The organism is Cupriavidus taiwanensis LMG 19424 (assembly GCF_000069785.1).
In the GTDB taxonomy this organism is placed as follows: domain Bacteria; phylum Pseudomonadota; class Gammaproteobacteria; order Burkholderiales; family Burkholderiaceae; genus Cupriavidus; species Cupriavidus taiwanensis.
The window spans coordinates 3268057-3294712 of the sequence record NC_010528.1 but is presented as its reverse complement, the minus strand read 5'-3'; the positions used below and the strand labels follow the sequence as shown (position 1 = coordinate 3294712).

Here is a 26656-nt window from a genome sequence, read left to right as displayed (position 1 = left end):
GATCGATGGTTGCTTGTTGGCAGGAACGGGTGGCGCGCACGCCGCCGCAAATCAGGAGACAGGGAAATGAAAAAGACTCGGCTCGCGGCCGCGATGGCGGCCATTGCCATGGGTGCGGTGTCCTTCGGCGCTGCGGCACAGGTATCGGGCGACACCGTCAAGATCGGCTACATCACCGACATGTCGGGCCTGTATGCCGATATCGACGGCCCCGGCGGCCTGGAAGCCATCAAGATGGCGGTCGAGGACCGCGGCGGCAAGGTGCTGGGCAAGCCCATCGAGATCGTCTCGGCCGACCACCAGAACAAGGCCGACATCGCCGCTTCGAAGGCGCGCGAATGGATGGACCAGCAAGGCCTGGACATGCTGCTGGGCGGCACCAATTCCGGCACCGCGCTGGCGATGAACAAGGTCGCTTCGGAGAAGAAGCGCGTCTACATCAACATCGGCGCCGGCACCGCGCGCCTGACCAACGAAGAGTGCTCCCCTTACACGGTGCACTATGCCTATGACACGGTCGCGCTGGCCAAGGGCACCGGCAGCGCGGTGGTCAAGCAGGGCGGCAAGTCGTGGTTCTTCCTGACCGCCGACTATGCCTTTGGCCACTCGCTGGAGCAGGACACCGCCGCAGTGGTCAAGGCCAATGGCGGCACCGTGGTGGGCCAGGTGCGCCATCCGCTGTCGGCTTCGGACTTCTCGTCGTTCCTGCTGCAGGCGCAATCGTCCAAGGCGCAGATCCTGGGCCTGGCCAACGCCGGCGGCGACACCATCAACGCGATCAAGGCGGCCAAGGAATTCGGCATCACCAAGTCGATGAAGATCGCCGGCCTGCTGATGTTCATCAACGATGTGCACAGCCTCGGCCTGAAGAACACCGAAGGCCTGCTGATGACCGACAGCTGGTACTGGGACATGAACGACGACACCCGCAAGTTCGCCAACCGCTTCTTCGGCAAGATGAAGAAGATGCCGAGCAGCCTGCAGGCAGCGGACTACTCGGCGGCCAGCACCTACCTGAAGGCCGTGGAAGCCGCCAAGACCGACGATCCGGACAAGGTCATGGCCGAGCTCAAGAAGATGAAGATCAACGACTTCTACACCAAGGGCTATATCCGCCAGGACGGCCGTGGCATCCACGACATGTACCTGATGCAGGTGAAGACCGCGGCCGAGTCGAAGAAGCCGTGGGATTACCTGAAGGTGGTCGCGACCATCCCGGGCGACCAGGCCTTCACCACGGTGGCCGAGTCGAAGTGCGCCATGTTGAAGAAGTAAGAAGGAAGGCCGGCTTGGCGGTTAGCGAGCCGGCGGTCTGCCCCCCTCTCCCGCGCGCGGGAGAGGGGCCGGGGGAGAGGGCGGGAGCCAGCCGCAGCGATGCCAGCAAACGCGTGGCGGCGTAAGGAACGCCTGCTCCAGCGTTGAAGTTCGTAGCCCCTTCCGCGCCGGCCCGCTCCCCCAACCCCTCTCCCGCAAGCGGGAGAGGGGAGACTCCACCAGCAATCGATGCTCATGGACATCTTCGGAATCCCTTTGCCGGCCATGCTTTCCCAGCTCTTGCTGGGGCTGGTCAACGGCGCCTTCTATGCGATGCTGAGCCTGGGCCTGGCGGTGATCTTCGGCCTGCTCAACGTCATCAACTTCGCGCACGGCGCGCTCTTCATGCTGGGCGCGGTGCTGGCCTGGATGGGCATGGAGTACGCCGGGCTGAATTACTGGCTCATGCTGCTGCTGTCGCCGCTGGTCGTTGCCGCGCTGGGCGTGGTGATCGAGAAGACCATGCTGCGCTGGATCTACAAGCTCGACCACATCTACGGCCTGCTGCTGACGCTGGGCATCACGCTGGTGATCGAGGGCATCTTCCGCTCGGTCTACGGCGTGTCGGGCCTGCCGTACCAGACCCCGGACGCGCTGCAGGGCGCGACCGACCTCGGCTTCATGATCCTGCCGAACTATCGCGCCTGGGTCGTGGTGGCGTCGCTGGTGGTGTGCTTCGCCACCTGGTACGTGATCGAGAAGACCAAGCTGGGCGCCTACCTGCGCGCCGGCACCGAGAACCCCAAGATGGTCGAGGCCTTCGGCGTCAACGTGCCGCTGATGGTGACGCTGACCTACGGCTTCGGCGTGGCGCTGGCTGCGTTTGCCGGCGTGCTGGCCGCGCCGGTGATCCAGATCTCGCCGCTGATGGGGCAGAACCTGATCATCATCGTGTTCGCGGTGGTGGTGATCGGCGGCATGGGTTCGATCATGGGCTCGATCCTGACCGGCCTCGGGCTGGGCGTGATCGAAGGCCTGACCAAAGTGTTCTATCCGGAGGCATCGTCGACCGTGGTGTTCTTCATCATGGTGATCGTGCTGCTGCTGCGCCCGGCCGGGCTGTTCGGCAAGGAGAAGTGATGAGCGCACCCTCGACATCATCGACGCCAGCCACCGTGGCGGCCAATGCAGGCAAGGCAGGAAAGGGACAAGGCGTGCAGAAGAAACTGTTGTACGGATTGCTGCTGCTGGCACTGCTGGCGGCGCCGCTGGCCGGGGCGTATCCGGTGTTCGTGCTCAAGGTGCTGTGCTTCGCGCTGTTTGCGTGCGCCTTCAACCTGCTGATCGGCTACACCGGACTGCTGTCGTTCGGCCATGCGGCCTTCTTCGGCGGCGCCGGCTACGCCGCCGGCCATGCCATGAAGGTGTGGGGCGTGACGCCGGAGATCGGCCTGATCCTGGGCACCGGCACGGGCGCGCTGATCGGCTACGTGGTGGGCTCGCTGGCGATCCGGCGCCAGGGCATCTACTTCTCGATGATCACGCTGGCGCTGGCGCAGATGCTGTTCTTTATCTGCCTGCAGGCGCCGTTCACCGGCGGCGAGGACGGGCTGCAGGGCATTCCGCGCGGCAAGCTGTTCGGCGTGCTGTCGCTGTCGGATGACCTGACGCTGTACTACGTGGCGCTGGTGATCATCGTCGCGGCCTTCGCGCTGATCGTGCGCACGGTGCACTCGCCGTTCGGCCAGATCCTGAAGGCGATCAAGGAGAACGAACCGCGCGCGGTGTCGCTGGGCTATGACGTCGACCGCTTCAAGCTGACCGCGTTCGTGCTGTCGGCGGCGCTGTCGGGGCTGGCCGGTTCGATCAAGGCGCTGGTGCTGGGCTTCGAGACCCTGACCGACGTGCACTGGTCGATGTCGGGCTCGGTGATCCTGATGACGCTGGTCGGCGGCCTCGGCACGTTGTCGGGCCCGATCGTCGGCGCCTTCGTGATCGTCGCGCTCGAAAACAAGCTCGGCGACATCGGCAACTTCCTGGCGTCGGTGACCGGCATTTCGTGGTTCGGCACGCTGGGCGAGTCGGTGACGATGGTGACCGGGGTGATTTTCGTGATCTGCGTGCTGACCTTCCGCCGTGGCATCATGGGCGAGCTGCTGGCGCGCTTCGGCGGACACGCCGGACGCAGGGAGTGACCGTGGGTCGACATGCCCGATTCTGGGGCTAGGGTTTTTTCTAGCTTGTCCTCCATGCACCGCTTCGTTACATTCCATATACGGTTTTCGCAGGTTAAATGGAGGCGGAAGCGAGGAGACGACAGGCGCGCACCCGGTGTCGGGTAGCAGCGTTATAAATAAAGGGCGTTGCCGGGTGATCCTCGGCAACGCTTTTTTCATTTGGGCTTCCCGCCCGTGTTGTGACGCCTTCGCCCCGTTTTGGGGCGCGCATGCCGCATCGGCATCACCTGGCGGTCTCACCCATGCGACAATGCGGGCGCTCTCCGCTGCCCGCCCATGTCCGCCACCGTTCCCCCCGATCCCACCCAGGCCACGCCAGACGATGGCGGTGCTGTCGCGCCGCAGCTCCACGTACGCCTGGGGCAGGGCGCCGACGCTGGCCTGGTATCGGACTGGCTGGAACGCCTACAGCCCTTGCCGGTGCCCGCGGCCCGCGCGCGGCAACTGATGCTGGGCGAACTGCTGGCCCAGTCAGGACGCGGTATCTGCCTGCTGGCCTGCCTGCCGGTACCCTCGTCGGACGGCGGCCTGGTGGCCTGCCTGCCGGTGGCCTTGCTGCCCAGCCTCGAGCTTGCGGGCTTCGCGGCTTGCGCCAGCGAGTGGTGGGTACGGCCGGAGCTCGACGCGGCCACCCGCCGCGCCTGCCTGGAAGCCTGCTTCGCCACGCTGGCCGACTGGGGCCGCGCCCACGGCATTCGCCATGCGCTGCTGGCTCCGGGGCTGGCGGCCGGCCACGGCGGCGCGCCACCCGGTTTCTCCTTGCACGCTAACGGCATGTGGCACGGCAGCCTGGCGCCGGCCGCCAAGGTACTGGGCTGATCCGCTGCGCCCGGCCGGGCGCCGGTTCCGCTGTCCCGGCACCGCTGGTATTCCCGCTGGTATTCCTTTTCCTCTTTCCCATTTCGCTTTTCTGCAATGACGGAATTCGCATTCCTGGCGGTCGCCGCCTTTCTTGCCGGCCTGATCGACGCGGTCGCCGGCGGCGGCGGGCTGGTCCAGATCCCGGCGCTGTTCTCGGCCTATCCCAACCTGGCACCCGCCACGCTGCTCGGGACCAACAAGGTCGGATCGATTGCGGGCACCGCCAGCGCGGCACTGCGTTATGGCCGCAGCGTGCGCATCTACTGGGGCGCGACCGCACCTGCCGTGGTGGCGGCCTTTGCCTGCTCGATGGCCGGCGCCTGGGCGCTGACCATGATCCCGGCCGAGCCGATGCGCAAGGCGCTGCCGTTCGTGCTGGTGGTGCTGCTGGTCTATACCGTCGCCAAGAAGGACCTGGGCGCCGAGCACGCGCCCACGCTGACGGGCTGGGGCGAACGCGGCGCGGCGCTGCTCGGCGGCGCCGTGCTGGGCTTCTATGACGGCGTGTTCGGGCCAGGCACCGGCAGCTTCTTGATGATCATGTTCGTGCGGGTATTCGGCTATGACTTCCTGCACGCGGCGGCGTCGACCAAGCTGGTCAACCTTGCCACCAACCTGGCGGCGCTGCTGCTGCTGGCCAGCAAGGGCCATATCTGGTGGCAGCTGGGCCTGGTGATGGCGGTGGCCAACGTCGCCGGGAGCCAGGTGGGAAGCAAGCTGGCGCTGCGCCATGGCAGCGCTTTCGTGCGCAAGGTGTTCATCGTGGTGGTCAGCGCGCTGATCCTGAAGACCGCCTGGGACGCCTTCGTCCGCTGACGGCAAAGCCAGGCTGGGCGCGCGATGCGGGTTAATCCTCCCTGTTCGCGCCAGGGCGCTGTGATAGACTCGATCCGCATTCCCGACCGCACGGTCGGTGAATCACCGAAGCGCCTTTCCGGGGGAGTGGCGTGGACGGGAAATTGGGGAGCGGCCTGGTGTCGCTCCTGGTTGTAGCGCAGGTGCCGGCGATGTGCCTGCGTTGACCCGAGGGGTCGATCCAAAAAAGGGGCATCCGCCGGCGGACGCCGGACGGATGCCTTTCCGTTTCAGGAACCGAAGGAGACAAGATGGATTTCAAGCGCGCCAGCCTGCTGGCAATCGCTGCGGCCAGCCTGGTTGCCGGTGCCGCCCAGGCGCAGGTCAAGGTCGGGGTGACGGTGTCGGCCACCGGTCCGGCGGCATCGCTGGGCATTCCGGAAAAGAACACCTTCACGCTGATGCCCAAGGAGATCGCGGGCAAGAAGATCGAGTACATCGTGCTGGACGATGCCTCGGACACGACCACGGCGGTCAAGAACACGCGCAAGCTGATCAGCGAAGACAAGGTCGACGTGATGGTGGGTTCGACCGTCACGCCCAACTCGCTGGCGATGGTCGACGTGGCGGCCGAGAACGAGACGCCGATGATCACCATGGCCGCCTCGGCCCGCATCATCGAGCCGATGGATGCCAAGCGCGCGTGGGTCTTCAAGACCCCGCAGAACGACTCGCACATGGCCACCGCCATTGCCGAGCACATGAGCAACAACAACGTGAAGACGGTGGCGTTCATCGGCTTCGCTGATGCCTATGGCGACAGCTGGGCGCAGGAATTCGCCAAGGTCGCCGAGCTGCGCAAGATCAAGGTGGTCGCCAACGAGCGCTTTGCCCGTACCGACACCTCGGTCACCGGGCAGGTGCTGAAGATGATGGGCGCCAATGCCGACGCGGTGCTGATCGCCGGCTCGGGCACGCCCGCGGCGCTGCCGGCCAAGACGCTCAAGGAGCGTGGCTACAAGGGCAAGATCTACCAGACCCACGGCGTGGCCAATGCCGACTTCCTGCGCGTGTGCGGCAAGGACTGCGAAGGCACCTTCCTGCCCGCCGGCCCGCTGCTGGTGGCCGAGCAGCTGCCCGACAGCAATCCGGTAAAGAAGCCGGCGCTGGCCTACAAGACCGCGTATGAAAAGGCCTTCGGCGGCCAGGTCTCGACCTTCGGCGGCCATGCCTGGGATGCGGGCCTGATCCTGCAGCACGCCATCCCGGAAGCGCTGAAGAAGGGCCAGCCGGGTACCAAGGAGTTCCGCAAGGCCCTGCGCGACGCCATGGAGCAGACCAAGAACCTGCCGGTGTCGCATGGCATCATGAACATGAGCGCCACCGACCACCTCGGCTTCGACCAGCGCGCGCGCGTGATGGTGCAGATCGTCGACGGCAAGTGGAAGCTGCTGAAATAAGCGGCTGACCCGCGCGTCTGGATCCGGCCGGCAAGGCATGCCGGTTCCGCAGTGAAGCAGGGCGCATGGCTGACCATGCGCCCTTTTTTCTGGCGCGTCGGTGGGTCGACGCCCGCCAACCTAGGGTTGCTCTGTATTTCCGCATTGCGCAACCCGTTTACTATTTCGTAACCCAAAGCGCGCACTATCCTGTCGGCCCGTCGGCGCCCCGCTGATCCCGTTCGATGCAGGCAGGTTTTCCAACAAGACGGGGAGACAATGGACCTATCTATCGCCGCCATCCTGGCGCAGGACGGCATCACCTCGGGCGCGATTTACGCGCTGCTGGCACTGGCGCTGGTGCTGGTGTTCTCGGTGACCCGCGTCATCTTCATCCCGCAAGGGGAATTCGTTGCCTACGGCGCGCTGACACTGGCGGCGATGCAGGCCGGTCATGCCCCGCAAACCAGCTGGCTGCTGGTAGCGATGGGCGTGCTGACCTTTCTCTATGAGACCGTCACCGTGCTGCGCAGCGCCGAATTGCGGCGCACGCTGGGCCAGCGCCTGGCGGTTCTGGCCGGCAAGTACCTGGTGTTTCCGCTGGCGGTGCACTGGGTGGTACAGCAGTATGGTGCGCAGCCGCTGCCGATGCTGGCGCAGGTCGCCCTGACGCTGCTGGTCATTATTCCGCTGGGGCCGATGCTGTACCGGCTGGCCTACCAGCCGCTGGCCGAGGCCAGCACGCTGGTGCTGCTGATCGTATCGGTCGGCGTGCACTTCGCGCTGGTGGGGCTGGGGCTGGTGATGTTCGGCGCCGAGGGCTCGCGCACCAATCCGTTTTCGGATGCGCGCTTCGAGGTGGGCGCGCTCAGTATCTCGGGCCAGAGCCTGTGGGTAGTGGCGGTGTCGGCGCTGTTGATCGGCGCGCTCTATTTCTATTTCGAACGCACGCTGCAGGGCAAGGCGTTGCGCGCGACCGCCGTGAACCGGCTGGGCGCGCGCCTGGTCGGCATCGGCACCACGCAGGCGGGGCGGCTGTCGTTCACGCTGGCGGCGGCGATGGGCGCGCTGTGCGGCATCCTGATCGCGCCGCTGACCACGGTGTACTACGAGTCGGGCTTCCTGGTGGGGCTGAAGGGCTTTGTCGGCGCCATCGTCGGCGGCCTGGTCAGCTATCCGGTGGCGGCGCTCGGCGCGCTGCTGGTGGGGCTGCTGGAATCGTATTCGTCCTTCTGGGCCAGCGCGTTCAAGGAGGTCATCGTCTTCACACTGATCATTCCGGTGCTGCTGTGGCGCTCGCTGACGAGCAAGCATGTCGAGGAGGAGGAATAAGCCATGACCATGCTGACCGACAAGCAGGCCGGCGTGACCCATGCCGAGGCCGGCAGCCGCGCGCGGCTGAACCGCAACCGGGTGCTGGTGCTGGTGCTGGTCCTGATCGTGGTGCTGGCGGCGCTGCCGGTGCTGCCGACCCCGGAATTCTGGATCACGCTGGGCAACTACATCGGGCTGTACAGCATTGTCGCGATCGGGCTGGTGCTGCTTACCGGCGTGGGCGGCATGACCTCGTTCGGGCAGGCGGCGTTCGTGGGGCTGGGTGCGTACAGCACCGCGTACCTGACGACGCAGTTCGGGCTGTCGCCGTGGTTCGGCCTGCTGGTGGGGCTGGTGATCACCATGGCCTCGGCCTATGTGATCGGGCTGATCACGATGCGCATGTCCGGGCACTACTTGCCGCTGGCGACCATCGCCTGGGGCCTGTCGCTGTTCTTCCTGTTCGGCAACCTGGAGTTCCTGGGCAAGTATGACGGGCTGAACGGGATCCCGGTGCTGTCGTTCTTCGGCATCGAACTGCAGTCCGGCCGTTCGATGTTTTACCTGATCTGGGCGGTGGTGCTGCTGGCGGTGCTGGCGATGCAGAACCTGCTGAACTCGCGCCCGGGGCGCGCCATCCGCGCGCTCAAGGGCGGCGGCGTGATGGCCGAGGCCATGGGCGTGAACACCGCGTGGATGAAGGTGGTGATCTTCGTGGTCGCGGCGATCCTGGCATGCGTGTCCGGCTTCCTGTATGCACACCTGCAGCGCGCGGTGAACCCGACGCCGTTCGGACTGAACTACGGCATCGAGTACCTGTTCATGGCCGTGGTCGGCGGCGTCGGCCACGTGTGGGGCGCAGTATTGGGTGCGGGCATCCTGACTATCCTGAAGGACGTGCTGCAGGGCGTGCTGCCCAAGCTGCTCGGTGCCAACGGCAACTTCGAGATCATCGTCTTCGGCGTGCTGCTGGTGCTGCTGCTGCAGTACGCGCGCGATGGCATCTGGCCGTTCCTGCGGCGCCTGGTGCCATCCGGGCCGCCGGTGCTCGCGCCGGGTCAGGCCGCGGGGCTGGCGGTGCGCCAGAAGCCCGAGGCGGGCGAGCTGATCCTGGATGTGCGCGCCGCGCGCAAGCAGTTCGGCGGGCTGGTCGCGGTCAACGATGTCAGCTTCCAGGTGCGCGCCGGCGAGATCATCGGTCTGATCGGACCCAACGGCGCGGGCAAGTCCACCACCTTCAACCTGGTCACCGGCGTGCTGCCGGTCTCTGGCGGCGAGGTGCGCTACCGCGGCGAGGTGATCTCGGGCCTGCCGTCGCGCGAGATCGTCAAGCGCGGCATCGGCCGCACCTTCCAGCACGTGCACCTGTTGCCGACCATGACGGTGCTGGAAAACGTCGCCATCGGCGCGCACCTGCGTGGCGACTTCCGCGCGCAGGGTGGTGTCTGCGCGGCGATCCTGCGCATGAACAAGGTCGAGGAAGAGAAGCTGCTGTTCGAGGCGAAGCGCCAGCTGGAGCGCGTCGGCCTGGCCGACTGCATGTACATGGAAGCCGGCAGCCTGGCGCTGGGCCAGCAACGCATCCTGGAAATCGCGCGCGCGTTGTGCTGCGACCCGGCGCTGCTGCTGCTCGACGAGCCTGCCGCCGGCCTGCGCTACAAGGAAAAGCAGGCGCTGGCCGAACTGCTGCGCAAGCTGCGCGGCGAAGGCATGAGCGTGCTGCTGGTCGAGCACGACATGGACTTCGTGATGAACCTGACCGACCGGCTGGTGGTCATGGAATTCGGCTCGCGCATCGCCGAGGGCGTGCCCGAGGAGGTGCAGAAGAACCCTGCGGTGCTGGAAGCCTACCTGGGCGGCGTGGAATAAATGTGGAGCACGGACCCGACATGAGCCTGATTCTGGAAGTGAAGGAACTGCATGTGCGCTATGGCAAGGTCGAGGCGGTGCACGGCGCCAGCCTGAAAGTCGAGGCCGGCCGCATCGTCACCGTGATCGGACCGAATGGCGCCGGCAAGTCGACCATGCTCAATGCCATCATGGGCGCGCTGCCGGTGACGGGATCGTCCAGCGGCACAGTCAGCTACCTGGGCCATGACATGGCCGGCATCCCGGTGGAAGGGCGGGTCGCGCGGGGCATGTGCCTGGTGCCGGAAAAACGCGAGCTGTTCGCCTCGATGACGGTGGAGGACAACCTGCAGCTTGGCGCCTTCCGCCGCAAGCGCGCCGGCGACAAGCAATACCTGGATCAGATGGAGGTGGTCTATGACCTGTTCCCGCGCTTGCGCGAGCGCGCGCGCCAGGACGCCGGCACGCTCTCGGGCGGCGAGCGCCAGATGCTGGCGGTGGGCCGCGCGCTGATGGCCAAGCCGCAGTTGCTGATGCTGGACGAGCCCAGCCTTGGCCTTGCCCCGCTGATCGTCAAGGAGATCTTCCACATCATCAGCAACCTGCGCCAGACCGGAGTGGCCACGCTGCTGATCGAGCAGAACGCGCGCGCGGCGCTGCAGGTGGCAGACTACGGGTATGTGATCGAGACCGGCGATATGGCGATGGAAGGGCCGGCCGATGAACTGGCGGCGAATCCGAAGGTTATCGAAACCTATCTTGGTCTGGCAAAAAAGGTGGCTTAGTCGACCCCGATTTCGCCTGAAGAATGAGGGCCCGCGCAAGCGGGCCCTTTGTTATTGGTGGTGTGAATAACTTTGGGGATAACCTGATTTTCCGGGGGGTCAACTCTGTGCGCGGCCGCGCCTCTGACCCAAGCCCCGCTGCTATTTGTTTGATGGATGTTTGGACTTGTAGATCTTATCATTTCATCCATCGGTTTGATGGTGGTGCGAGAAAAATTCACCCGACGGATGTGTTTGCGTGGAAATGCAGATCTGAAAGTTATCTGCTGAATAGCGCGGCGTTTTCCCGGGCGGTATCCTCAGCCGCCGTTTCCAGTAGCCACGTGCGGAAGCAATGCAACGCCGGATGATCGCGTCGCTCCCTTGGCGCGCACAGAAAATAGCCGCGTTGCAGCGTAATCGGCAGGTCGAACGGTGCTGCCACGCGTCCCGCCGCAATTTCCTCGCGTACCAGGCAGCGCTGCAGCACCGCCACGCCCATGTCGGCGCGCACTGCCTGGATCAGGATCGAGACCTGGTCGAACGCTGTGGATAACCGGGGCGCAGCGTTGAGTACGCCGGCCGCCAGCAGCCAGTTTTGCCAGTTCGCCGGCGCGGTGGTGTGGTAGAGCAGCGGCTCGTCCAGCAGCTCCCCCGGAGACTGCCAGCGGCCGGCCTCACGCCGGGCGCGCAGGCGGTCGGGGTGGCACACCGGCACCATTTCCCGACCGACCACGTAGTCGGCCTGCAGGCTAGGCCATTTGCCGGCTTCGCCCGCCAGGATGGCGGCGTCGGGGGAGGGTCCGGACAAGTCTTCGTCACGCTGGTAGGGGACGAAGTCCAGGCGGATTTCCGGATGCCGGCGGTGAAAATCCGGCAGGCGCGGCACCAGCCAGACGCTGGCGAGGGTCGGCACCACCGACAGGGTCAGATGGTGCCGGCGGTCGCCGGCGCGCAAGGCGGCGCTGGCATGCTCGATCGCGGCGAGCGGCTCGGCCACGGCCTCGAGCAAGTGGCGCCCGGCATCGGTCAGCCCCAGGCGGTGGGCGTTACGCTGCAGCAGCGGCTGGCCGAAATGCGCCTCCAGCCTTGCGATGGCGCGGCTGATCGCGCCCTGCGTCACACACAGTTCTTCCGCCGCGCGCGTAAAGCTGCCCAGCCGTGCCGCGGTGGCAAAGGCGTGCAACTCGGACATCGAAGGGGAATGCAACCGCATGGCGCAGGGCAGGGGGCGGAGCGCGGGGGAGGGCGCTTTGCCGCGCCCGGCGCAAGGATGATCTTTGGTAATGCAAAGGTGCAATATAGTCGTTTGCGCGCGGCCGGTAAACGGCTGACACTCGCCCGGTTCATGCACAAGACACCAACAGGAGAAACCCCATGATCCGAGCCCGGATGTCCCGCCGCCAGCTGCTGCTGACCGGCACCGCCGCCACCGCCACGCTGCTCTTTGCCGGCGGCGCGCTGGCACAGGCCAACTACCCGACCCGCCCGATCCGACTGATCGTGCCGTTTGCCGCCGGCGGCTCCACCGACCTGTCGGCGCGCCTGGTAGCGGAGTTTGCCGGCCGCGAGCTGGGGCAGTCGATCGTCGTGGAAAACAAGGGCGGCGCCGGCGGTTCGCTGGGCATGGAGCAGGTCGCCAATGCTGCGCCGGATGGCTACACCATCGGCATGGCCACCGTCAGCACGCATGGCTCCAATCCGGCCGTCTACCCCAAGCTCAAGTACGACCCGATCAAGGACTTTGCCCCGGTCACCAACGTGGTGGCGATCCCCAGCGTGTTCGCGGTGCACCCGAGCGTGCCGGCCAAGACCATGCAAGAGTTCATCGCGCTTGCCAAGGCCAATCCGGGCAAATACAGCTTTGCCTCGCCGGGGGCAGGCTCGCTGGGCCACGTCAATATCGAGAACTTCATGATGCTGGCCAAGATCGACCTGCTTCACGTGCCGTACAAGGGCGCAGGCCTGGCGCTGAACGACGCCGTGGCAGGGCAGGTGAATGCCATCACCGACAACCTGTCGTCGACGCTGCCGCACGTGAAGGCCGGTCGGCTGCGCGCGCTGGCGGTGCTGGGCGCGGCCCGCTCCGCGCAGCTGCCCAACGTGCCGACGTACGCCGAACTGGGCTTCAAGGACATGGGTGAAGGCGGCTGGTTCGGCATTGTCGCGCCCGCCAATACGCCGCCCGCCATCGTTGCCAGGCTGAACCAGGTGATCCACAAGGCCATGCAGAATCCCGAGTTCAAGCGCAAGGTGGAAGAGTCTGGCGGCACCCTGGTGCCGACCACGCCGGAACAGTTCAAGGCACAGATCCAGCAGGCCATGGCCCGTTACGCTCGCGTGGCCAAGGCTGCCGAGATCAAGCTGGACTGAGGCATGGCGGAAGCAACCAACCAGCCGGCCGCGCTGCCGCCGGTGATCGTGCGCTTGCCGGAAGGGGAGGCGCTGCCGCTGGTGTGTGATTCGCCGCATAGCGGTACCGCTTACCCGGCTGACTTTGGCGCCGCGGTGCCTGCTGCGCGCCTGCGCGGCGGTGAGGACACGCATGTGGATGCGCTGTGGCAGGCCGTGCCCGCCGCGGGCGGCACGCTGCTGGCGGCGACCTTCCCGCGCGTCTACATCGACCCGAACCGGATGGCCGACGATATCGATCCCGCCCAGCTAGACGGCGCCTGGCCGACGGCGCTGGCGCCGGGACCGAAGACGCAGCTGGGCTTCGGCCTGATCTGGAGCCGGATCGACGCGGCAACGCCGATCTACGACCGCCGGTTGTCGGTCGCGGAAGTGCAGGCCCGCATCGAGCGCTACTATCGGCCGTACCACGCGGCGCTGGCCGAGGCCGTGGAGGGCGCCTACGCGCGCTTTGGCGCACTCTGGCACCTCAACCTGCACTCCATGCCGAACAACGCCTACGAGCGCCTGAAGATCGCCAGCGCGCACCCGCTGGCCGACTTCGTGCTGGGAGACCGCGATGGCACGACTTGCGAGCCGGGCCTGGTGGATCTGGTCGAGCGGGAGCTGCGTGGCATGGGCTACACCGTCGCGCGCAACGATCCGTACAAGGGCGTGCAGTTGATCGCGCAGATCGGGCGTCCGGCGGAGCGGCGCAACAGCCTGCAGATCGAGATCCGGCGGCCGCTGTACATGGATGAGGTGACCCGGGAGCGCAATGCCGGCTTCGCTTCGCTGCAGCGCGACCTGGGCAAGCTGACCGAGCAAGTGGCGGCCTATATCCGTTCCAAGCTCTGAGGCGCTTGTTCCACGTGAAACCTATGGCCGGGCCTTGCGCCCGGCCATTTTGTTTCACGTGAAACACAACGTCGCTTTCAGGCGACTGATGACGTACCGCAAGCGGCATGTTTCACGTGAAACATGGTGTCCGCCGGAAAGTGATAAGTCGAATGCCGCTATAATTTCGCATTCCCGAATTTTCCCGCCAGCCTCCCGGAGGAGGTGTCCCATGCTTTACCCGAAAGAATTCGACGTCATCGTCGTCGGCGGTGGCCATGCCGGCACTGAAGCCGCCCTTGCTGCGGCCCGCATGGGCTGCCAGACGCTGCTGCTGACCCATAACATCGAGACGCTTGGGCAGATGAGCTGCAACCCGTCGATCGGCGGTATCGGCAAGGGGCACCTGGTCAAAGAGGTGGACGCCATGGGCGGCGCCATGGCCGCGGCCACGGACGAGGCCGGCATCCAGTTCCGCATCCTGAATTCCAGCAAGGGGCCGGCCGTGCGTGCCACTCGTGCCCAGGCTGACCGGGTGCTGTATCGCAAGGCGATCCGCACCCGGCTGGAGAACCAGCCGAACCTGATGCTGTTCCAGCAAGCCGTGGACGACCTGATGGTCGAGGGCGACCGTGTCGTCGGCGCCATGACGCAGGTCGGCATCGCCTTCCGCGCGCGTGCGGTCGTGCTGACGGCCGGCACCTTCCTGGACGGCAAGATCCACGTCGGGCTGGACAATTACACGGGAGGCCGTGCCGGCGACCCTGCTGCGGTGTCGCTGTCGGCACGCCTGAAGGACCTGAAGCTGCCCCAAGGCCGCCTCAAGACCGGCACGCCGCCGCGCATCGACGGGCGCACCATCGATTTTTCCGTGATGGAAGAGCAGCCAGGCGACCTGGATCCCGTACCGGTCTTCTCCTTCCTCGGTCGCCCCGAACAGCACCCGCAGCAGCTGCCATGCTGGATTACCCATACGAACAGCCGTACCCACGACATCATTCGCGGCGGGCTGGATCGCTCGCCGATGTACACCGGCGTGATCGAGGGGGTAGGGCCGCGTTACTGCCCCAGCATCGAGGACAAGATCCATCGCTTTGCCAGCAAGGAAAGTCATCAGATCTTCCTGGAGCCGGAAGGCCTGACCACCAACGAGTTCTATCCCAACGGGATCTCGACCAGCCTGCCGTTCGACGTGCAGCTGGAGCTGGTGCATTCGATTCGCGGCCTGGAAAACGCACATATCCTGCGTCCTGGCTATGCGATCGAATATGACTACTTCGATCCGCGCGGCCTGAAGGCATCGCTGGAGAGCAAGGCGATCCGGGGCCTGTTCTTCGCCGGCCAGATCAATGGCACGACCGGTTATGAAGAAGCCGCGGCGCAGGGCCTGCTGGCCGGTATCAATGCCGGTTGCTACGTGCGCGAACGCGATCCGTGGACGCCGCGCCGTGACCAGGCTTATCTGGGCGTGCTGGTCGACGACCTGATCACGCGTGGCGTGACCGAGCCGTACCGCATGTTCACCAGCCGCGCAGAGTTCCGCCTCAGCTTGCGCGAAGACAACGCCGATATGCGCCTGACCGAAGTGGGCCGCGAACTGGGCGTGGTCGATGATGCGCGCTGGGACGCGTTCAACCGCAAGCGCGACGCTGTTTCACGTGAAACAGAACGCCTGAAGAGCACCTGGGTAAATCCGTCGATGCTGCCGGCCGAAGAGGCAGTGCCGCTGCTGGGCAAGCCTATCGAGCGCGAGTACAGCCTGGCCGACCTGCTGCGTCGCCCGGAAGTCAGCTACGAAGCCCTGATGGCACTCCAGGGCGGCCGCCATGCTCCCGAGGCACCGTTGGATGCGGAGCCGATGCTGGCGGAGCAGATCCGCGAGCAGATCGAGATCGGCATCAAGTACCACGGCTATATCGCCCGCCAGGCGGCCGAGGTCGACAAGCTGGAAGCCAACGAATCGACGCGCCTGCCAGAAGGGCTGGATTACACCGAGGTGCGCGGGCTGGGTTTCGAAGTCAGCCAGAAGCTGAACCAGCATCGCCCGGAAACGCTGGGCCAGGCTTCGCGCATCTCGGGTGTGACGCCGGCGGCGGTCTCGCTGCTGTTGGTACACCTGAAGAAAAAGGGACTGGGCCGCGGCCGTGCGGACGCCGGCGCATCGTCCGGCAACGGTGAAGAGGCTGCCTGAGAGTGCCCGCTCCGCGACAAACCATGACCGATGACGCCACGCAGCGTCGTCGCCTTGAAGCAGGCTTGGCCGAGATCGGGCTGGCATTGGCGCCGGCCCAGATTGATACGCTGTTCGCGTACCTGGCCCTGCTGCGCAAATGGAACGGCGTCTACAACCTGACCGCGATCCGGCACCCTGATGAGATGCTCACGCATCACATGCTGGATTCGCTCGCTGCAGTGCCGGCGCTGGCGCAGGCCGCCCGCGCTGTAGAAGTCGCGGCGCCGGCGCGGGGCAGGGTGCTAGATGTGGGCTCCGGCGGCGGCATGCCCGGCCTGCCGTTGGCCATCGCCTGTCCCGATGTGTCGGTGCTGATGGTCGACATCGTGCAGAAGAAGACGGCCTTCCTGACGCAGTGCCGGGCCCAGCTGGGTCTGTCCAACGCCGCCGCGCATTGGGGCCCGGTGGAGAAGCTGGACGACGCCGATGGCTTTGCCGTGATCACCTCGCGCGCGTTTGCCGAACTGACGGATTTCGTGAACCTGTCGGGCCAGCTGCTCGCGCCCGGCGGCAAGCTGATCGCGATGAAGGGCGTGTACCCGCAGGCCGAGCTGGACCGCATGGAAACCGCCGGAATGATGGCGCAATGGCAGGTCGACGCCGTGCCGCGGCTGACCGTGCCCGGGCTGGACGCGGAGCGCCACCTGGTGGTGCTGTCGCGCCGGGCGGGCGCCCCCGCATGACCTACGCCGCGGCGCCGTGCGCCGCGAACTGCCAGCCGCGTGCTGGCTGGATGAATTGAAGCAGGAGCCGCAGGAGCTTATGGCCAAGGTATTCGTGATCGCAAACCAGAAGGGCGGGGTAGGCAAGACCACCACCACGGTAAACCTTGCCGCTGGCCTGGCGGCGCAGGGCCAGCGCGTGCTGCTGGTCGACCTGGATCCGCAGGGCAATGCCTCGATGGGTTCCGGCATCGACAAGCAGGCGCTGGAAACCAGTGTGTACCAGGTGCTGGTCGGCCTGGCCGGGATCCCGCAGGCGCGCCAGCGCTCCGAAACCGGAAAGTACGACGTGCTGCCGGCCAATCGCGAACTGGCCGGCGCGGAAGTGGAGCTGGTCGAGCTGGACCAGCGCGAGCGGCGGCTGCGCCAGGCCATCGCGGAGGTCGACGGTGACTATGACTTCGTGCTGATCGATTGCCCGCCGTCGCTGTCGCTGCTGACGCTGAACGGCTTGTGCGCGGCGCACGGCGTGATCGTGCCGATGCAGTGCGAGTATTTTGCGCTGGAAGGGTTGTCGGATCTGGTCAACACCATCAAGCAGGTGCACGCCAACCTGAACCGCGACCTGCAGGTGATCGGCCTGCTTCGCGTGATGTTCGATCCGCGCGTGACGCTGCAGCAGCAAGTGTCGGCGCAACTGGAATCGCACTTCGGGGAAAAGGTCTTCAAGACCCTGATCCCGCGCAATGTGCGGCTGGCCGAGGCACCGTCCTATGGCATGCCGGGCGTGGCGTTCGATCCGTCATCGAAGGGTGCCAAGGCGTACCTGGACTTCGGCGCGGAGATGATCGCGCGGGTCCGGCAGTTGGGCTGAAGGAGAGGGCAAGAGCATGAGCACTGCAAAGAAGAAGGGCCTGGGCCGCGGCCTCGAAGCGCTGTTGGGCGGGCCCGCCGAGATCGTCGAGTCGGTCAAGCAGGAGGGCGCGCCCACCGTGCTGAACCTGAATCAGCTGCAGCCGGGCAAGTACCAGCCGCGCACCCGCATGGACGAGGGCGCGCTGCAGGAGCTGGCCGCGAGTATCCGCGCCCAGGGCCTGATGCAGCCGATCCTGGTGCGGCGCGTGGCCGAGCCCGATCGCTACGAGATCATTGCCGGCGAGCGGCGCTTCCGCGCTTCCAGGCTGGCCGGCCTGGACAAGGTGCCGGTGCTGGTCAAGGACGTCGCCGACGAAGCCGCGGCGGCGATGGCGCTGATTGAAAACATCCAGCGCGAAGACCTGAATCCGCTTGAAGAAGCGCAGGGCATCATGCGGCTGATCCGCGAGTTCCGTTTCACGCACGAGCAGGCGGCCGAGTCCGTCGGCCGCTCGCGCAGCGCGGTGTCCAACCTGCTGCGCCTGCTGAACCTGGCCGCGCCGGTGCAAACCATGCTGATGGCCGGTGACCTCGACATGGGCCATGCGCGCGCGCTGCTGGCCGTGGACGGCGCCAACCAGATCACGCTGGCCAACCAGATTGTCAACAAGCGGCTGTCGGTGCGCGAGACCGAGAAGCTGGTGGCCTCCACGCTGAAGCCGTTCGACCTCAAGTCGCTCAAGCAGAAGGGCGCCAATAACGTGCGCGACGTGGCGCGGCTGGAAGAGGAGTTGTCGGATGCGCTCGGGCTGGCGGTGCAGATCAAGCTGTCGGCACGCGGCAAGGGCCAGCTGACGATCCACTTCAGCAACAACGATGCGCTCGAAGGGGTGCTGACGCGCCTGCGCGAATCCCGCGAAGGGCAGCAGGCTGCCTGATTTACTGCGCGATTAACGGCCATTGCTGCGTCGACTGTTGCGCGCACGCAGCACTGGTCGCGTCGATCCCCGGTATACCTCGTGCCCGGTCGGTAATCCCCCATCATGCGCGGGGTTCACTGCGCAATCCAATTACGTCAAACATCATTGCCGCGCAATTTTCGCGCAGCCATCATGCAATCGTGATGGCAACCGTTGTGCGCAACGCACTGCAAGGTAAATGTAAGCAGATTGACGCGAATCAGTAGTTCCCCTTAAAATCGTGCGGTTTGAATTCTGGTCGGGCCGAAAAGTTCCGGCCCGGATAAGGCAGGCAGGTGGTGGTTCGAGACCGTCAGCAACGAGGCGCCGGGTCCCGTCAGGAAGATGACTGGGACGACTGGAAAGAAGGCGCGGACCGTGAGGAAGAAGCTGTCGATCCGCTGTCGCATGCCGAGGCGGTGACGCTGTTTGGCGAGCGCGCGCTGCGTCCTTCGCGCATGACCCCGGGCAAGGTTGTCCTGGCGCAGGTGGCGGTCTCCCTGCTGTCGGCACTGTGCTGGGCGCTGTTTGCGAAGGAACCGGGGCCATACGGATGGTCGGCGCTGTTCGGCGGCATGGTGTGCTTCGTGCCGAGCGGGTTCTTCGCCTTCCGCCTGTGGCTGGCGCGCGATCGTGCTTCGGTGGGCGGACTGGTGCTGGGCGAGGCGATCAAGGTCTTTGCCACGGTGGCGCTGCTGGTGCTGGTCGTGGTGCTGTACCGCGATCTGCGCTGGGTGCCGATGCTGGTCACGTTCCTGCTGGCGCTGAAGACATACTGGGTGGTGGCCCTGGCGTTGCGCTAGGCCGCTGCTCGAAAACGGTGCTTGCTGCGCAAGTGGTGGCACCAAGACGGAATATCAAGAGTTTCCGTGACGGCTGCGGCGGTTTTCATGGCGCTGACACCGGACACGGCCAAGGTTGGAAACCCGCTTGCATCGCGGTGACCGGCGAATCCGCCGAAGGCAATGCAAGACGCGTACCGGGTGCTGCGACAATGCGCGGCGCGCGGCCCGAAGATTTCGCAATATACCGTTCGATTCGACAATGGCAGAAGCTACCCAAAGCGCGGAACACGTGCTGACACCCTCCGGCTATATCGCCGAACACTTGCAGAACTTGAACTCGGTCGGCGGCAAGCAGGCGTCCGTGGTCGATTTCTCCGTGATCAACTATGACACGGTGTTCTGGTCGGTGCTGTGCGGCGCCATCGCCGTGCTGTTCCTGTACGCCGCCGCGCGCCGCGTCACCTCGGGCGTGCCGGGCCGCTTCCAGGCCTTTGTCGAAATGATTGTCGAAATGGTCGACGACCAGGCCAAGGGCATCATCCATGGCGACCGTTCGTGGATCGCCCCGCTGGCGCTGATGGTGTTCTGCTGGATCACCATGATGAACGCGATCGACCTGATTCCGGTCGACTGGGTCACCGGCCTGAACAAGGTCCTCGAGATCTTCCACATCCATATCCCCCACCACCGCGCAGTGGCCACGGCCGACCTGAACGGCACGCTGGGCATGTCGTGCGCCGTGCTGGTGCTGATGATCTACTACAGCTTCAAGATCAAGGGCGCGGGCGGCTTCATGCATGAGCTGTTCTCGGCCCCGTTCGGCGCCAAGTGGTACCTGGCCCCGTTCAACCTGGTCCTGAACATCATCGAATTCCTGGCCAAGGCCGTTTCGCTCGGCATGCGGTTGTTCGGCAACATGTACGCCGGCGAACTGGTGTTCCTGCTGATCGCGCTGCTGGGTTCCATCTGGACGTTCAGCGCGGACCTGTCGGCGCTGGGCTTTGTCGGCCATGTCGTGGCCGGCGCGGTCTGGGCGATCTTCCACATCCTGATCGTCCTGCTCCAGGCCTTCATTTTCATGATGCTGACGCTGGTGTACATCGGCCAGGCTCACGATCACCACTGATCGCTGCAAGTTTCAGGTTTTTGGTTTTTTAGTTTTTTGGTTCTAAGTCTCTCTAAATTAAAGGAGTCATCATGCAAGCATTTCTCGCCAACATCCAGGGTCTGACCGCCATCGGTATCGGCATCATCATCGGCCTGGGCGCTATCGGCGCCTGCCTGGGTATCGCCCTGATGGGTGGCAAGTACATCGAAGCCTGCGCACGTCAGCCCGAGCTGATGAACCCGCTGCAAACCAAGATGTTCCTGCTGGCCGGCCTGATCGACGCGGCATTCCTGATCGGCGTGGGTGTTGCAATGCTGTTCGCGTTTGCCAACCCGCTGCTGGCTGTCATCCAGTAATTCTTTTCGGTCTGCATGATGCTGACGGGCGGCGCGGGCCACCAGCCTGGCCGCCTTTTGTGCATTTATCTGTAGTTTGATTACCGAAAGGAACACACCATGAATCTGAACGCAACGTTTTTTGCGCAGATGGTCGTGTTCTTCATCCTGTGGTGGGTTGTTGCCAAATTCATTTGGCCGCCGCTGGTGAAGGCGCTCGACGAACGCGCAAAGAAGATCGCCGATGGCCTCGCCGCTGCCGAGAAGGGCAAGGCCGAGCTTGAACTCGCCAACAAGCGTGTGGACCAGGCCATGGCCGAAGCCCGCACCGAAGGCGCTCAACGTGTCGCTGACGCCGAGAAGCGCGCCCAGCTGACGGCCGACGAGATCAAGCAGAACGCCCAGGCAGAAGCCGCACGCATCATCGCCCAGGCCAAGGCCGAAGCCGAGCAGCAAGCTACCCGCGCACGTGAAGCACTGCGTGACCAGGTTGCCGTGCTCGCCGTCAAGGGTGCCGAGCAGATCCTCAAGCGTGAAGTGAACGCGCAGGTCCACGCCGACCTGCTCAATCAACTCAAGGCTGAGCTCTAATCATGGCTGAAACCGCAACCATTGCCCGTCCCTACGCTGAGGCGCTGTTCCGCGTCGCCAGTGAATCGAGCGCAGGCAACCTGGGTGCATGGTCCGAGCTGGTGTCGGAGATGGGGCAGGTTGCCGCCAATCCCGACATGAAGGCGGTCGCCGACGATCCGAACGTTCCCGGCGACAAGCTGGCCGAACTGTTCCTGTCGGTGCTGAAGTCCCCCGTCAGCGATGAAGCGCGCCGCTTCGTGCAGCTGCTGGTGGAAAACGGCCGCCTGACGGTGATGCCCGACATCGCCGAACAGTTCCATGCGCTCAAGAACGCCCGCGAAGGGTCGTCCGACGTTGAAATCACCAGCGCTTTCCCGCTGGAAGATGGTCAGCTGAACGACCTGGTCGCCGCACTCGAACGCAAGTTCGGCCGCAAGCTGTACGCGCAGGTGGCGGTGGACCCGTCCCTGATCGGCGGCGTCAGCGTCAAGGTTGGCGACGAAGTGCTCGACACCTCTGTGCGTGCGCGCCTGGCAGCCATGCAAACCGCGCTGACCGCCGCCTGAGCGGCCGTCCGACGGATTGAAGAATTAGGAGCATTGTGATGCAACTGAACCCCTCAGAAATCAGCGAGCTGATCAAGACCCGCATCTCGGGCCTTGGCGCCGAAGCTGAAGTGCGCAACACCGGCACGGTGATCTCCGTGACCGATGGTATCTGCCGCGTGCATGGCCTGTCTGGCGTGATGCAGGGCGAGATGCTGGAATTCCCCGGCAACACCTTCGGCCTCGCGCTGAACCTCGAGCGCGACTCGGTCGGCGCCGTGGTGCTGGGTGAGTACGAACATATTTCCGAAGGCGACACGGTCAAGTGCACCGGCCGCATTCTGGAAGTGCCGGTGGGCAAGGAACTGCTGGGCCGCGTGGTCAACACGCTGGGCCAGCCGATCGACGGCAAGGGCCCGATCAACGCCAAGGAAACGGACGTGATCGAGAAGGTCGCGCCGGGCGTGATCGCGCGTCAGTCGGTGAGCCAGCCGGTACAGACCGGCCTGAAGTCGATCGACGCGATGGTGCCGATCGGCCGTGGCCAGCGTGAGCTGATCATTGGCGACCGCCAGACCGGCAAGACCGCCGTCGCTGTCGACGCCATCATCAACCAGAAGGGCAAGGGCGTCTTCTGCGTGTACGTGGCAATCGGCCAGAAGGCTTCGACCATTGCCAACGTGGTGCGCAAGCTGGAAGAGCACGGCGCGATGGAATACACCGTCGTCGTCGCCGCCGCCGCTTCGGACTCGGCCGCCATGCAGTACCTGGCCGCCTACGCCGGCTGCACCATGGGCGAGTACTTCCGCGACCGCGGCGAAGACGCGCTGATCGTCTATGACGACCTGACCAAGCAAGCCTGGGCCTACCGCCAGGTGTCGCTGCTGCTGCGCCGCCCGCCGGGCCGCGAAGCTTACCCGGGCGACGTGTTCTACCTGCACTCGCGCCTGCTGGAGCGTGCTGCCCGCGTGAATGCCGACTACGTCGAGAAGTTCACCAACGGCGCCGTCAAGGGCAAGACCGGTTCGCTGACCGCGCTGCCGGTGATCGAAACGCAGGCCGGCGACGTGTCCGCGTTCGTGCCGACCAACGTGATCTCGATCACGGACGGCCAGATCTTCCTGGAAACCGATCTGTTCAACGCCGGTATCCGCCCCGCCATCAACGCCGGTATCTCGGTGTCGCGCGTCGGTGGTGCTGCGCAGACCAAGGTGGTGAAGAACCTGTCCGGCGGTATCCGTACCGACCTGGCCCAGTATCGTGAACTGGCTGCGTTCGCGCAGTTTGCCTCGGACCTGGACGATGCCACCCGCAAGCAGCTGGAGCGCGGCCGCCGCGTGACCGAACTGCTGAAGCAGCCGCAATACCAGCCGCTGCAAGTGTGGCAGCTGTCGGCTTCGCTGTTCGCCGCCAACAACGGCTTCCTCGACAACGTGGAAGTGAAGGACATCCTGCCGTTCGAGAAGGGCCTGCACGACCACCTGAAGACCAAGTACGCCGACCTCATCAACCGCATCGAAGAGACCAAGCAGCTCTCGAAGGAAGATGAAGCCGCCCTGCGTGCCGCTGTCGAGGATTTCAAGAAGTCCGCCGCGTTCTAACCGCGTAATTCCACGACATCGTCGCCGCGCCTGGCTCACGCCGGCGCGGCGATGGTTCGGATGGAGAGGAAGATATGGCCGGAACGAAAGAGATTCGAACCAAGATCAAGAGCGTGCAGAACACGCGCAAGATCACCAAGGCGATGGAGATGGTCGCCGCGTCCAAGATGCGCAAGGCGCAGGAGCGGATGCGCAACGCCCGTCCCTATGCCGAGAAGGTGCGCAACATCGCGGCGCATCTGGCTACGGCCAACCCCGAGTTCAAGCATCCGTTCATGCAGGAGCGCGAAGTCAAGCGCGTCGGCATGATCGTGGTCACGACCGACAAGGGGCTGTGCGGCGGCCTGAACACGAACGTGTTGCGCTCGGTCACCAATGAACTGAAGAGCCTGCAAGGCCGCGGCGTGGACGTCCAAGCCACCGCCATCGGCACCAAGGGCATGCAGTTCCTGGGCCGGATCGGCGCCAAGGTGGTTTCGCACGTGGTGCACCTCGGTGACACCCCGCATCTGGAAAAGCTGATCGGCGCGATCAAGGTCCAGCTCGACGCATTCACCAATGGTGAAGTCGACGCGGTGTACCTGGCGTACACCAAGTTCATCAACACGATGAAGCAGGAACCGATGGTTGAGCAGCTGCTGCCGCTCGCCGCCGACAAGCTGTCGCAGACCGAAGAAGAGAAGCGCGCCTACTCGTGGGACTACATCTACGAGCCTGACGCCCAGACCGTCGTGGAAGAGCTGCTGGTCCGCTACGTCGAGGCGCTGGTGTACCAGGCCGTGGCCGAGAACATGGCGTCCGAGCAATCGGCGCGCATGGTGGCCATGAAGGCTGCGTCCGACAACGCCAAGAACGTGATCGGCGAACTGCAACTGGTCTACAACAAGACCCGTCAGGCCGCGATTACCAAGGAACTGTCGGAAATCGTCAGCGGTGCAGCTGCGGTCTAAGGCGTCACGAATTCAAGCTATCGGAGATACGAAATGAGTATCGGAAATATTGTGCAGTGTATTGGCGCCGTGGTGGACATCGAGTTCCCCCGCGACGCAATGCCGAAGGTGTACGACGCGCTCGTGCTGGAAGACAGCAGCGATGCCTCGTTCGCCGAGAAGGGCCTGACCTTCGAAGTCCAGCAACAGCTGGGCGACGGCGTGGTGCGTACCATTGCCCTGGGCTCGTCGGACGGCCTGCGCCGCGGCATGGCAGTGAAGAGCACCGGCGCCCCGATTTCGGTGCCGGTTGGCCACGGCACCCTGGGCCGCATCATGGACGTGCTGGGTCGTCCCATCGACGAAGCCGGCCCGATCGCTTCGGACGAACTGCGTGCGATTCACCAGAAGGCACCGAAGTTCGACGAACTGTCGCCTTCCGTTGACCTGCTCGAAACCGGCATCAAGGTGATCGACCTGGTCTGCCCGTTCGCAAAGGGCGGCAAGGTGGGCCTGTTCGGTGGTGCCGGCGTGGGCAAGACCGTCAACATGATGGAGCTCATCAACAACATCGCCAAGCAGCACAGCGGTCTGTCGGTGTTTGCCGGCGTGGGCGAGCGTACCCGTGAAGGGAACGACTTCTACCACGAAATGAAGGACTCGAACGTGCTCGACAAGGTGGCCATGGTGTTCGGCCAGATGAACGAGCCGCCGGGCAACCGTCTGCGCGTGGCGCTGACCGGCCTGACCATGGCCGAGCGCTTCCGCGACGAAGGCCGTGACATCCTGTTCTTCGTCGACAACATCTACCGCTACACGCTGGCCGGTACCGAAGTGTCGGCACTGCTGGGCCGTATGCCTTCCGCCGTGGGCTACCAGCCGACGCTGGCTGAAGAAATGGGCAAGCTGCAGGAGCGGATTACGTCGACCAAGACCGGCTCGATCACCTCGATCCAGGCCGTCTACGTGCCTGCGGATGACTTGACCGACCCGTCGCCTGCCACCACCTTCCTGCACCTGGACTCGACCGTGGTGCTGTCGCGTGACATCGCCGCGCTGGGTATCTACCCGGCCGTGGATCCGCTCGACTCGACCTCGCGCCAGCTGGACCCGCAGGTTGTCGGCACGGAGCACTACGAAGTGGCCCGCCGCGTGCAGCAGACCCTGCAGCGCTACAAGGAACTGCGCGACATCATCGCGATTCTGGGCATGGACGAACTGTCGCCGGAAGACAAGCTGGCCGTGTCCCGCGCCCGCAAGATCCAGCGTTTCCTGTCGCAGCCGTTCCACGTGGCCGAAGTGTTCACGGGTTCGCCGGGCAAGTACGTGCCGCTGAAAGAAACCATCCGCGGCTTCAAGATGCTGGTCGACGGCGAGTGCGATCACCTGCCCGAGCAGGCGTTCTACATGGTCGGCTCGATCGACGAAGCCTTCGAGAAGGCCAAGAAGCTCCAGTAAGCCTCGCTTTGACGCTCCCGTGCTCCGGCGCGGGAGTGGCGTCAGGCCGCCCCGCGCGGCCTGCCGTCAGAAGTGAAGCGAACGGACAAAGGAATTCATATGGCAACCATTCTTGTAGACGTCGTCAGCGCGGAAGCGTCGATCTTCTCCGGCCAGGCGAAGTTCGTGGCGCTGCCGGGCGAGTCGGGTGAGCTGGGCATCCTGCCCGGCCACACGCCGCTGATCACGCGCATCCAGCCGGGTGCAGTGCGCATCGAGAAGGAAGACGGCAGCGAAGAGTTCGTGTTCGTTGCCGGCGGCATTCTCGAAGTGCAGCCCAAGCACGTCACCGTGCTGGCCGACACCGCGATCCGCGGTGGCGACCTGGACGAAGCCAAGGCCCAGGAAGCCAAGCGCGCCGCCGAGGAGCTGATGCAGAATCAGAGCAGCGACCTCGACCTTGCCCGTGCCCAGAGCGAACTGGCCGTGGCCGCCGCGCAACTGGCAGCGATCGCCCGCCTGCGTCGGAAGAAGTAAGCATCGCGCAGCACTGTCGCATTGTTGTTTTTTCGATGCGACATTAAAAAAGGCAGCCGCGAGGCTGCCTTTTTTGTGAGTGCGGCGATATGCTTTTGTCGCGCCTGGACAAAAAAAAGCGCGCGGGCCGGGGAGGCTCCGCGCGGACGGGAAAATCCCTTCGAGGGGTCAATTCGAAGGAACGGGTTCGGTCCAGGTCGACAAGCAAGGCGCACCGGATATCCACATATCCGCACACAGGCCGCAAAGGCCACGCGCTGCAACGGTCTTCCTGGTGCTCCGGTCCAGCAAGCTTTACGCTGGATCGGAAAATCGGGTTACTGCCGGAAACGCTACAAAAAGGCTTTCTTCACCACG

General features: G+C 65.0%; 25 protein-coding genes. 24 read left to right on the top strand and 1 reads right to left on the bottom strand.

All coding sequences use genetic code 11. The annotated features are described in order from the left end of the window. Nucleotides 1-66: 66 nt before the first annotated feature. From RALTA_RS15235 to RALTA_RS15195, 9 genes are all read left to right on the top strand, one after another. Nucleotides 67-1275, top strand: coding sequence for an ABC transporter substrate-binding protein (locus RALTA_RS15235; protein WP_012354300.1), 1209 nt, complete (start codon nt 67-69; stop codon nt 1273-1275). 234 nt (nt 1276-1509) lie between these two features. Beyond that, nucleotides 1510-2394: a branched-chain amino acid ABC transporter permease gene (locus RALTA_RS15230; protein ID WP_025586111.1), complete on the top strand. Its 885-nt coding sequence runs from the start codon at nt 1510-1512 to the stop codon at nt 2392-2394. Further along, complete coding sequence (locus tag RALTA_RS15225; RefSeq protein WP_025586109.1) at nt 2394-3449, top strand: branched-chain amino acid ABC transporter permease; 1056 nt, start codon at nt 2394-2396, stop codon at nt 3447-3449. The genes RALTA_RS15230 and RALTA_RS15225 overlap by 1 nt, the downstream gene beginning before the upstream one ends. Before the next feature lie 318 nt (nt 3450-3767). Then, on the top strand, nt 3768-4310 hold the full coding sequence (locus RALTA_RS15220) for a hypothetical protein (RefSeq protein ID WP_012354297.1): 543 nt from the start codon (nt 3768-3770) through the stop codon (nt 4308-4310). Nucleotides 4311-4406: 96 nt separating this feature from the next. Continuing rightward, nucleotides 4407-5168 carry a sulfite exporter TauE/SafE family protein gene (locus RALTA_RS15215; RefSeq protein WP_012354296.1) on the top strand — a complete coding sequence of 254 codons (762 nt, stop codon included), beginning with the start codon at nt 4407-4409 and terminating at the stop codon, nt 5166-5168. 290 nt (nt 5169-5458) lie between these two features. Further along, the gene (locus RALTA_RS15210; protein WP_012354295.1) at nt 5459-6607 is read left to right on the top strand and encodes an ABC transporter substrate-binding protein; all 1149 of its coding nucleotides are present in this window, start codon (nt 5459-5461) and stop codon (nt 6605-6607) included. Between the two features lie 258 nt (nt 6608-6865). After that, the gene (locus RALTA_RS15205) at nt 6866-7918 is read left to right on the top strand and encodes a branched-chain amino acid ABC transporter permease (RefSeq protein WP_012354294.1); all 1053 of its coding nucleotides are present in this window, start codon (nt 6866-6868) and stop codon (nt 7916-7918) included. 3 nt (nt 7919-7921) lie between these two features. Further along, the gene (locus tag RALTA_RS15200) at nt 7922-9769 is read left to right on the top strand and encodes a branched-chain amino acid ABC transporter ATP-binding protein/permease (protein WP_012354293.1); all 1848 of its coding nucleotides are present in this window, start codon (nt 7922-7924) and stop codon (nt 9767-9769) included. A gap of 20 nt (nt 9770-9789) precedes the next feature. Continuing rightward, nucleotides 9790-10533 carry an ABC transporter ATP-binding protein gene (locus RALTA_RS15195; RefSeq protein WP_012354292.1) on the top strand — a complete coding sequence of 248 codons (744 nt, stop codon included), beginning with the start codon at nt 9790-9792 and terminating at the stop codon, nt 10531-10533. 259 nt (nt 10534-10792) lie between these two features. On the opposite strand, the gene RALTA_RS15190 is transcribed toward RALTA_RS15195, so the two are convergent. Next, on the bottom strand, nt 10793-11728 hold the full coding sequence (locus tag RALTA_RS15190) for a LysR substrate-binding domain-containing protein (protein ID WP_012354291.1): 936 nt from the start codon (nt 11726-11728) through the stop codon (nt 10793-10795). Between the two features lie 161 nt (nt 11729-11889). On the opposite strand from RALTA_RS15190, the gene RALTA_RS15185 reads away from it, so the two are divergent. The 15 genes from RALTA_RS15185 (at nt 11890) to RALTA_RS15115 (ending at nt 26299) form a co-directional block, all read left to right on the top strand. Then, entirely contained in the window at nt 11890-12885 is a 996-nt protein-coding gene (locus tag RALTA_RS15185; RefSeq protein ID WP_012354290.1) for a Bug family tripartite tricarboxylate transporter substrate binding protein, read from the top strand. A 3-nt stretch (nt 12886-12888) separates the two neighbouring features. After that, the gene (locus RALTA_RS15180; protein ID WP_012354289.1) at nt 12889-13761 is read left to right on the top strand and encodes an N-formylglutamate amidohydrolase; all 873 of its coding nucleotides are present in this window, start codon (nt 12889-12891) and stop codon (nt 13759-13761) included. A gap of 211 nt (nt 13762-13972) precedes the next feature. Further along, nucleotides 13973-15931, top strand: a complete 1959-nt coding sequence (mnmG, locus tag RALTA_RS15175) for a tRNA uridine-5-carboxymethylaminomethyl(34) synthesis enzyme MnmG (protein WP_012354288.1) — start codon at nt 13973-13975, stop codon at nt 15929-15931. A 23-nt stretch (nt 15932-15954) separates the two neighbouring features. After that, nucleotides 15955-16656: a 16S rRNA (guanine(527)-N(7))-methyltransferase RsmG gene (gene rsmG / locus RALTA_RS15170; protein WP_041232229.1), complete on the top strand. Its 702-nt coding sequence runs from the start codon at nt 15955-15957 to the stop codon at nt 16654-16656. A 79-nt stretch (nt 16657-16735) separates the two neighbouring features. Then, nucleotides 16736-17509, top strand: coding sequence for a ParA family protein (locus RALTA_RS15165; RefSeq protein ID WP_012354286.1), 774 nt, complete (start codon nt 16736-16738; stop codon nt 17507-17509). Nucleotides 17510-17525: 16 nt separating this feature from the next. Next, complete coding sequence (locus RALTA_RS15160; RefSeq protein WP_012354285.1) at nt 17526-18428, top strand: ParB/RepB/Spo0J family partition protein; 903 nt, start codon at nt 17526-17528, stop codon at nt 18426-18428. A gap of 317 nt (nt 18429-18745) precedes the next feature. Then, complete coding sequence (locus RALTA_RS15155) at nt 18746-19252, top strand: ATP synthase subunit I (RefSeq protein WP_012354284.1); 507 nt, start codon at nt 18746-18748, stop codon at nt 19250-19252. A gap of 241 nt (nt 19253-19493) precedes the next feature. Further along, nucleotides 19494-20360 carry a F0F1 ATP synthase subunit A gene (gene atpB, locus RALTA_RS15150; protein WP_012354283.1) on the top strand — a complete coding sequence of 289 codons (867 nt, stop codon included), beginning with the start codon at nt 19494-19496 and terminating at the stop codon, nt 20358-20360. A gap of 71 nt (nt 20361-20431) precedes the next feature. Beyond that, entirely contained in the window at nt 20432-20698 is a 267-nt protein-coding gene (atpE, locus tag RALTA_RS15145) for a F0F1 ATP synthase subunit C (RefSeq protein WP_011299478.1), read from the top strand. 99 nt (nt 20699-20797) lie between these two features. Further along, nucleotides 20798-21268, top strand: a complete 471-nt coding sequence (locus tag RALTA_RS15140) for a F0F1 ATP synthase subunit B (RefSeq protein ID WP_012354282.1) — start codon at nt 20798-20800, stop codon at nt 21266-21268. 2 nt (nt 21269-21270) lie between these two features. Further along, complete coding sequence (locus tag RALTA_RS15135) at nt 21271-21816, top strand: F0F1 ATP synthase subunit delta (RefSeq protein ID WP_012354281.1); 546 nt, start codon at nt 21271-21273, stop codon at nt 21814-21816. 38 nt (nt 21817-21854) lie between these two features. Further along, the gene (gene atpA, locus RALTA_RS15130; RefSeq protein WP_018006200.1) at nt 21855-23396 is read left to right on the top strand and encodes a F0F1 ATP synthase subunit alpha; all 1542 of its coding nucleotides are present in this window, start codon (nt 21855-21857) and stop codon (nt 23394-23396) included. Nucleotides 23397-23470: 74 nt separating this feature from the next. Beyond that, complete coding sequence (gene atpG / locus RALTA_RS15125; protein ID WP_012354279.1) at nt 23471-24346, top strand: F0F1 ATP synthase subunit gamma; 876 nt, start codon at nt 23471-23473, stop codon at nt 24344-24346. 33 nt (nt 24347-24379) lie between these two features. Beyond that, the gene (gene atpD, locus RALTA_RS15120; protein ID WP_012354278.1) at nt 24380-25783 is read left to right on the top strand and encodes a F0F1 ATP synthase subunit beta; all 1404 of its coding nucleotides are present in this window, start codon (nt 24380-24382) and stop codon (nt 25781-25783) included. A gap of 99 nt (nt 25784-25882) precedes the next feature. Further along, nucleotides 25883-26299 (top strand): F0F1 ATP synthase subunit epsilon, encoded by a 417-nt coding sequence (locus RALTA_RS15115; protein ID WP_010811262.1) that lies wholly within the window; start codon nt 25883-25885, stop codon nt 26297-26299. Nucleotides 26300-26656: the final 357 nt, after the last annotated feature.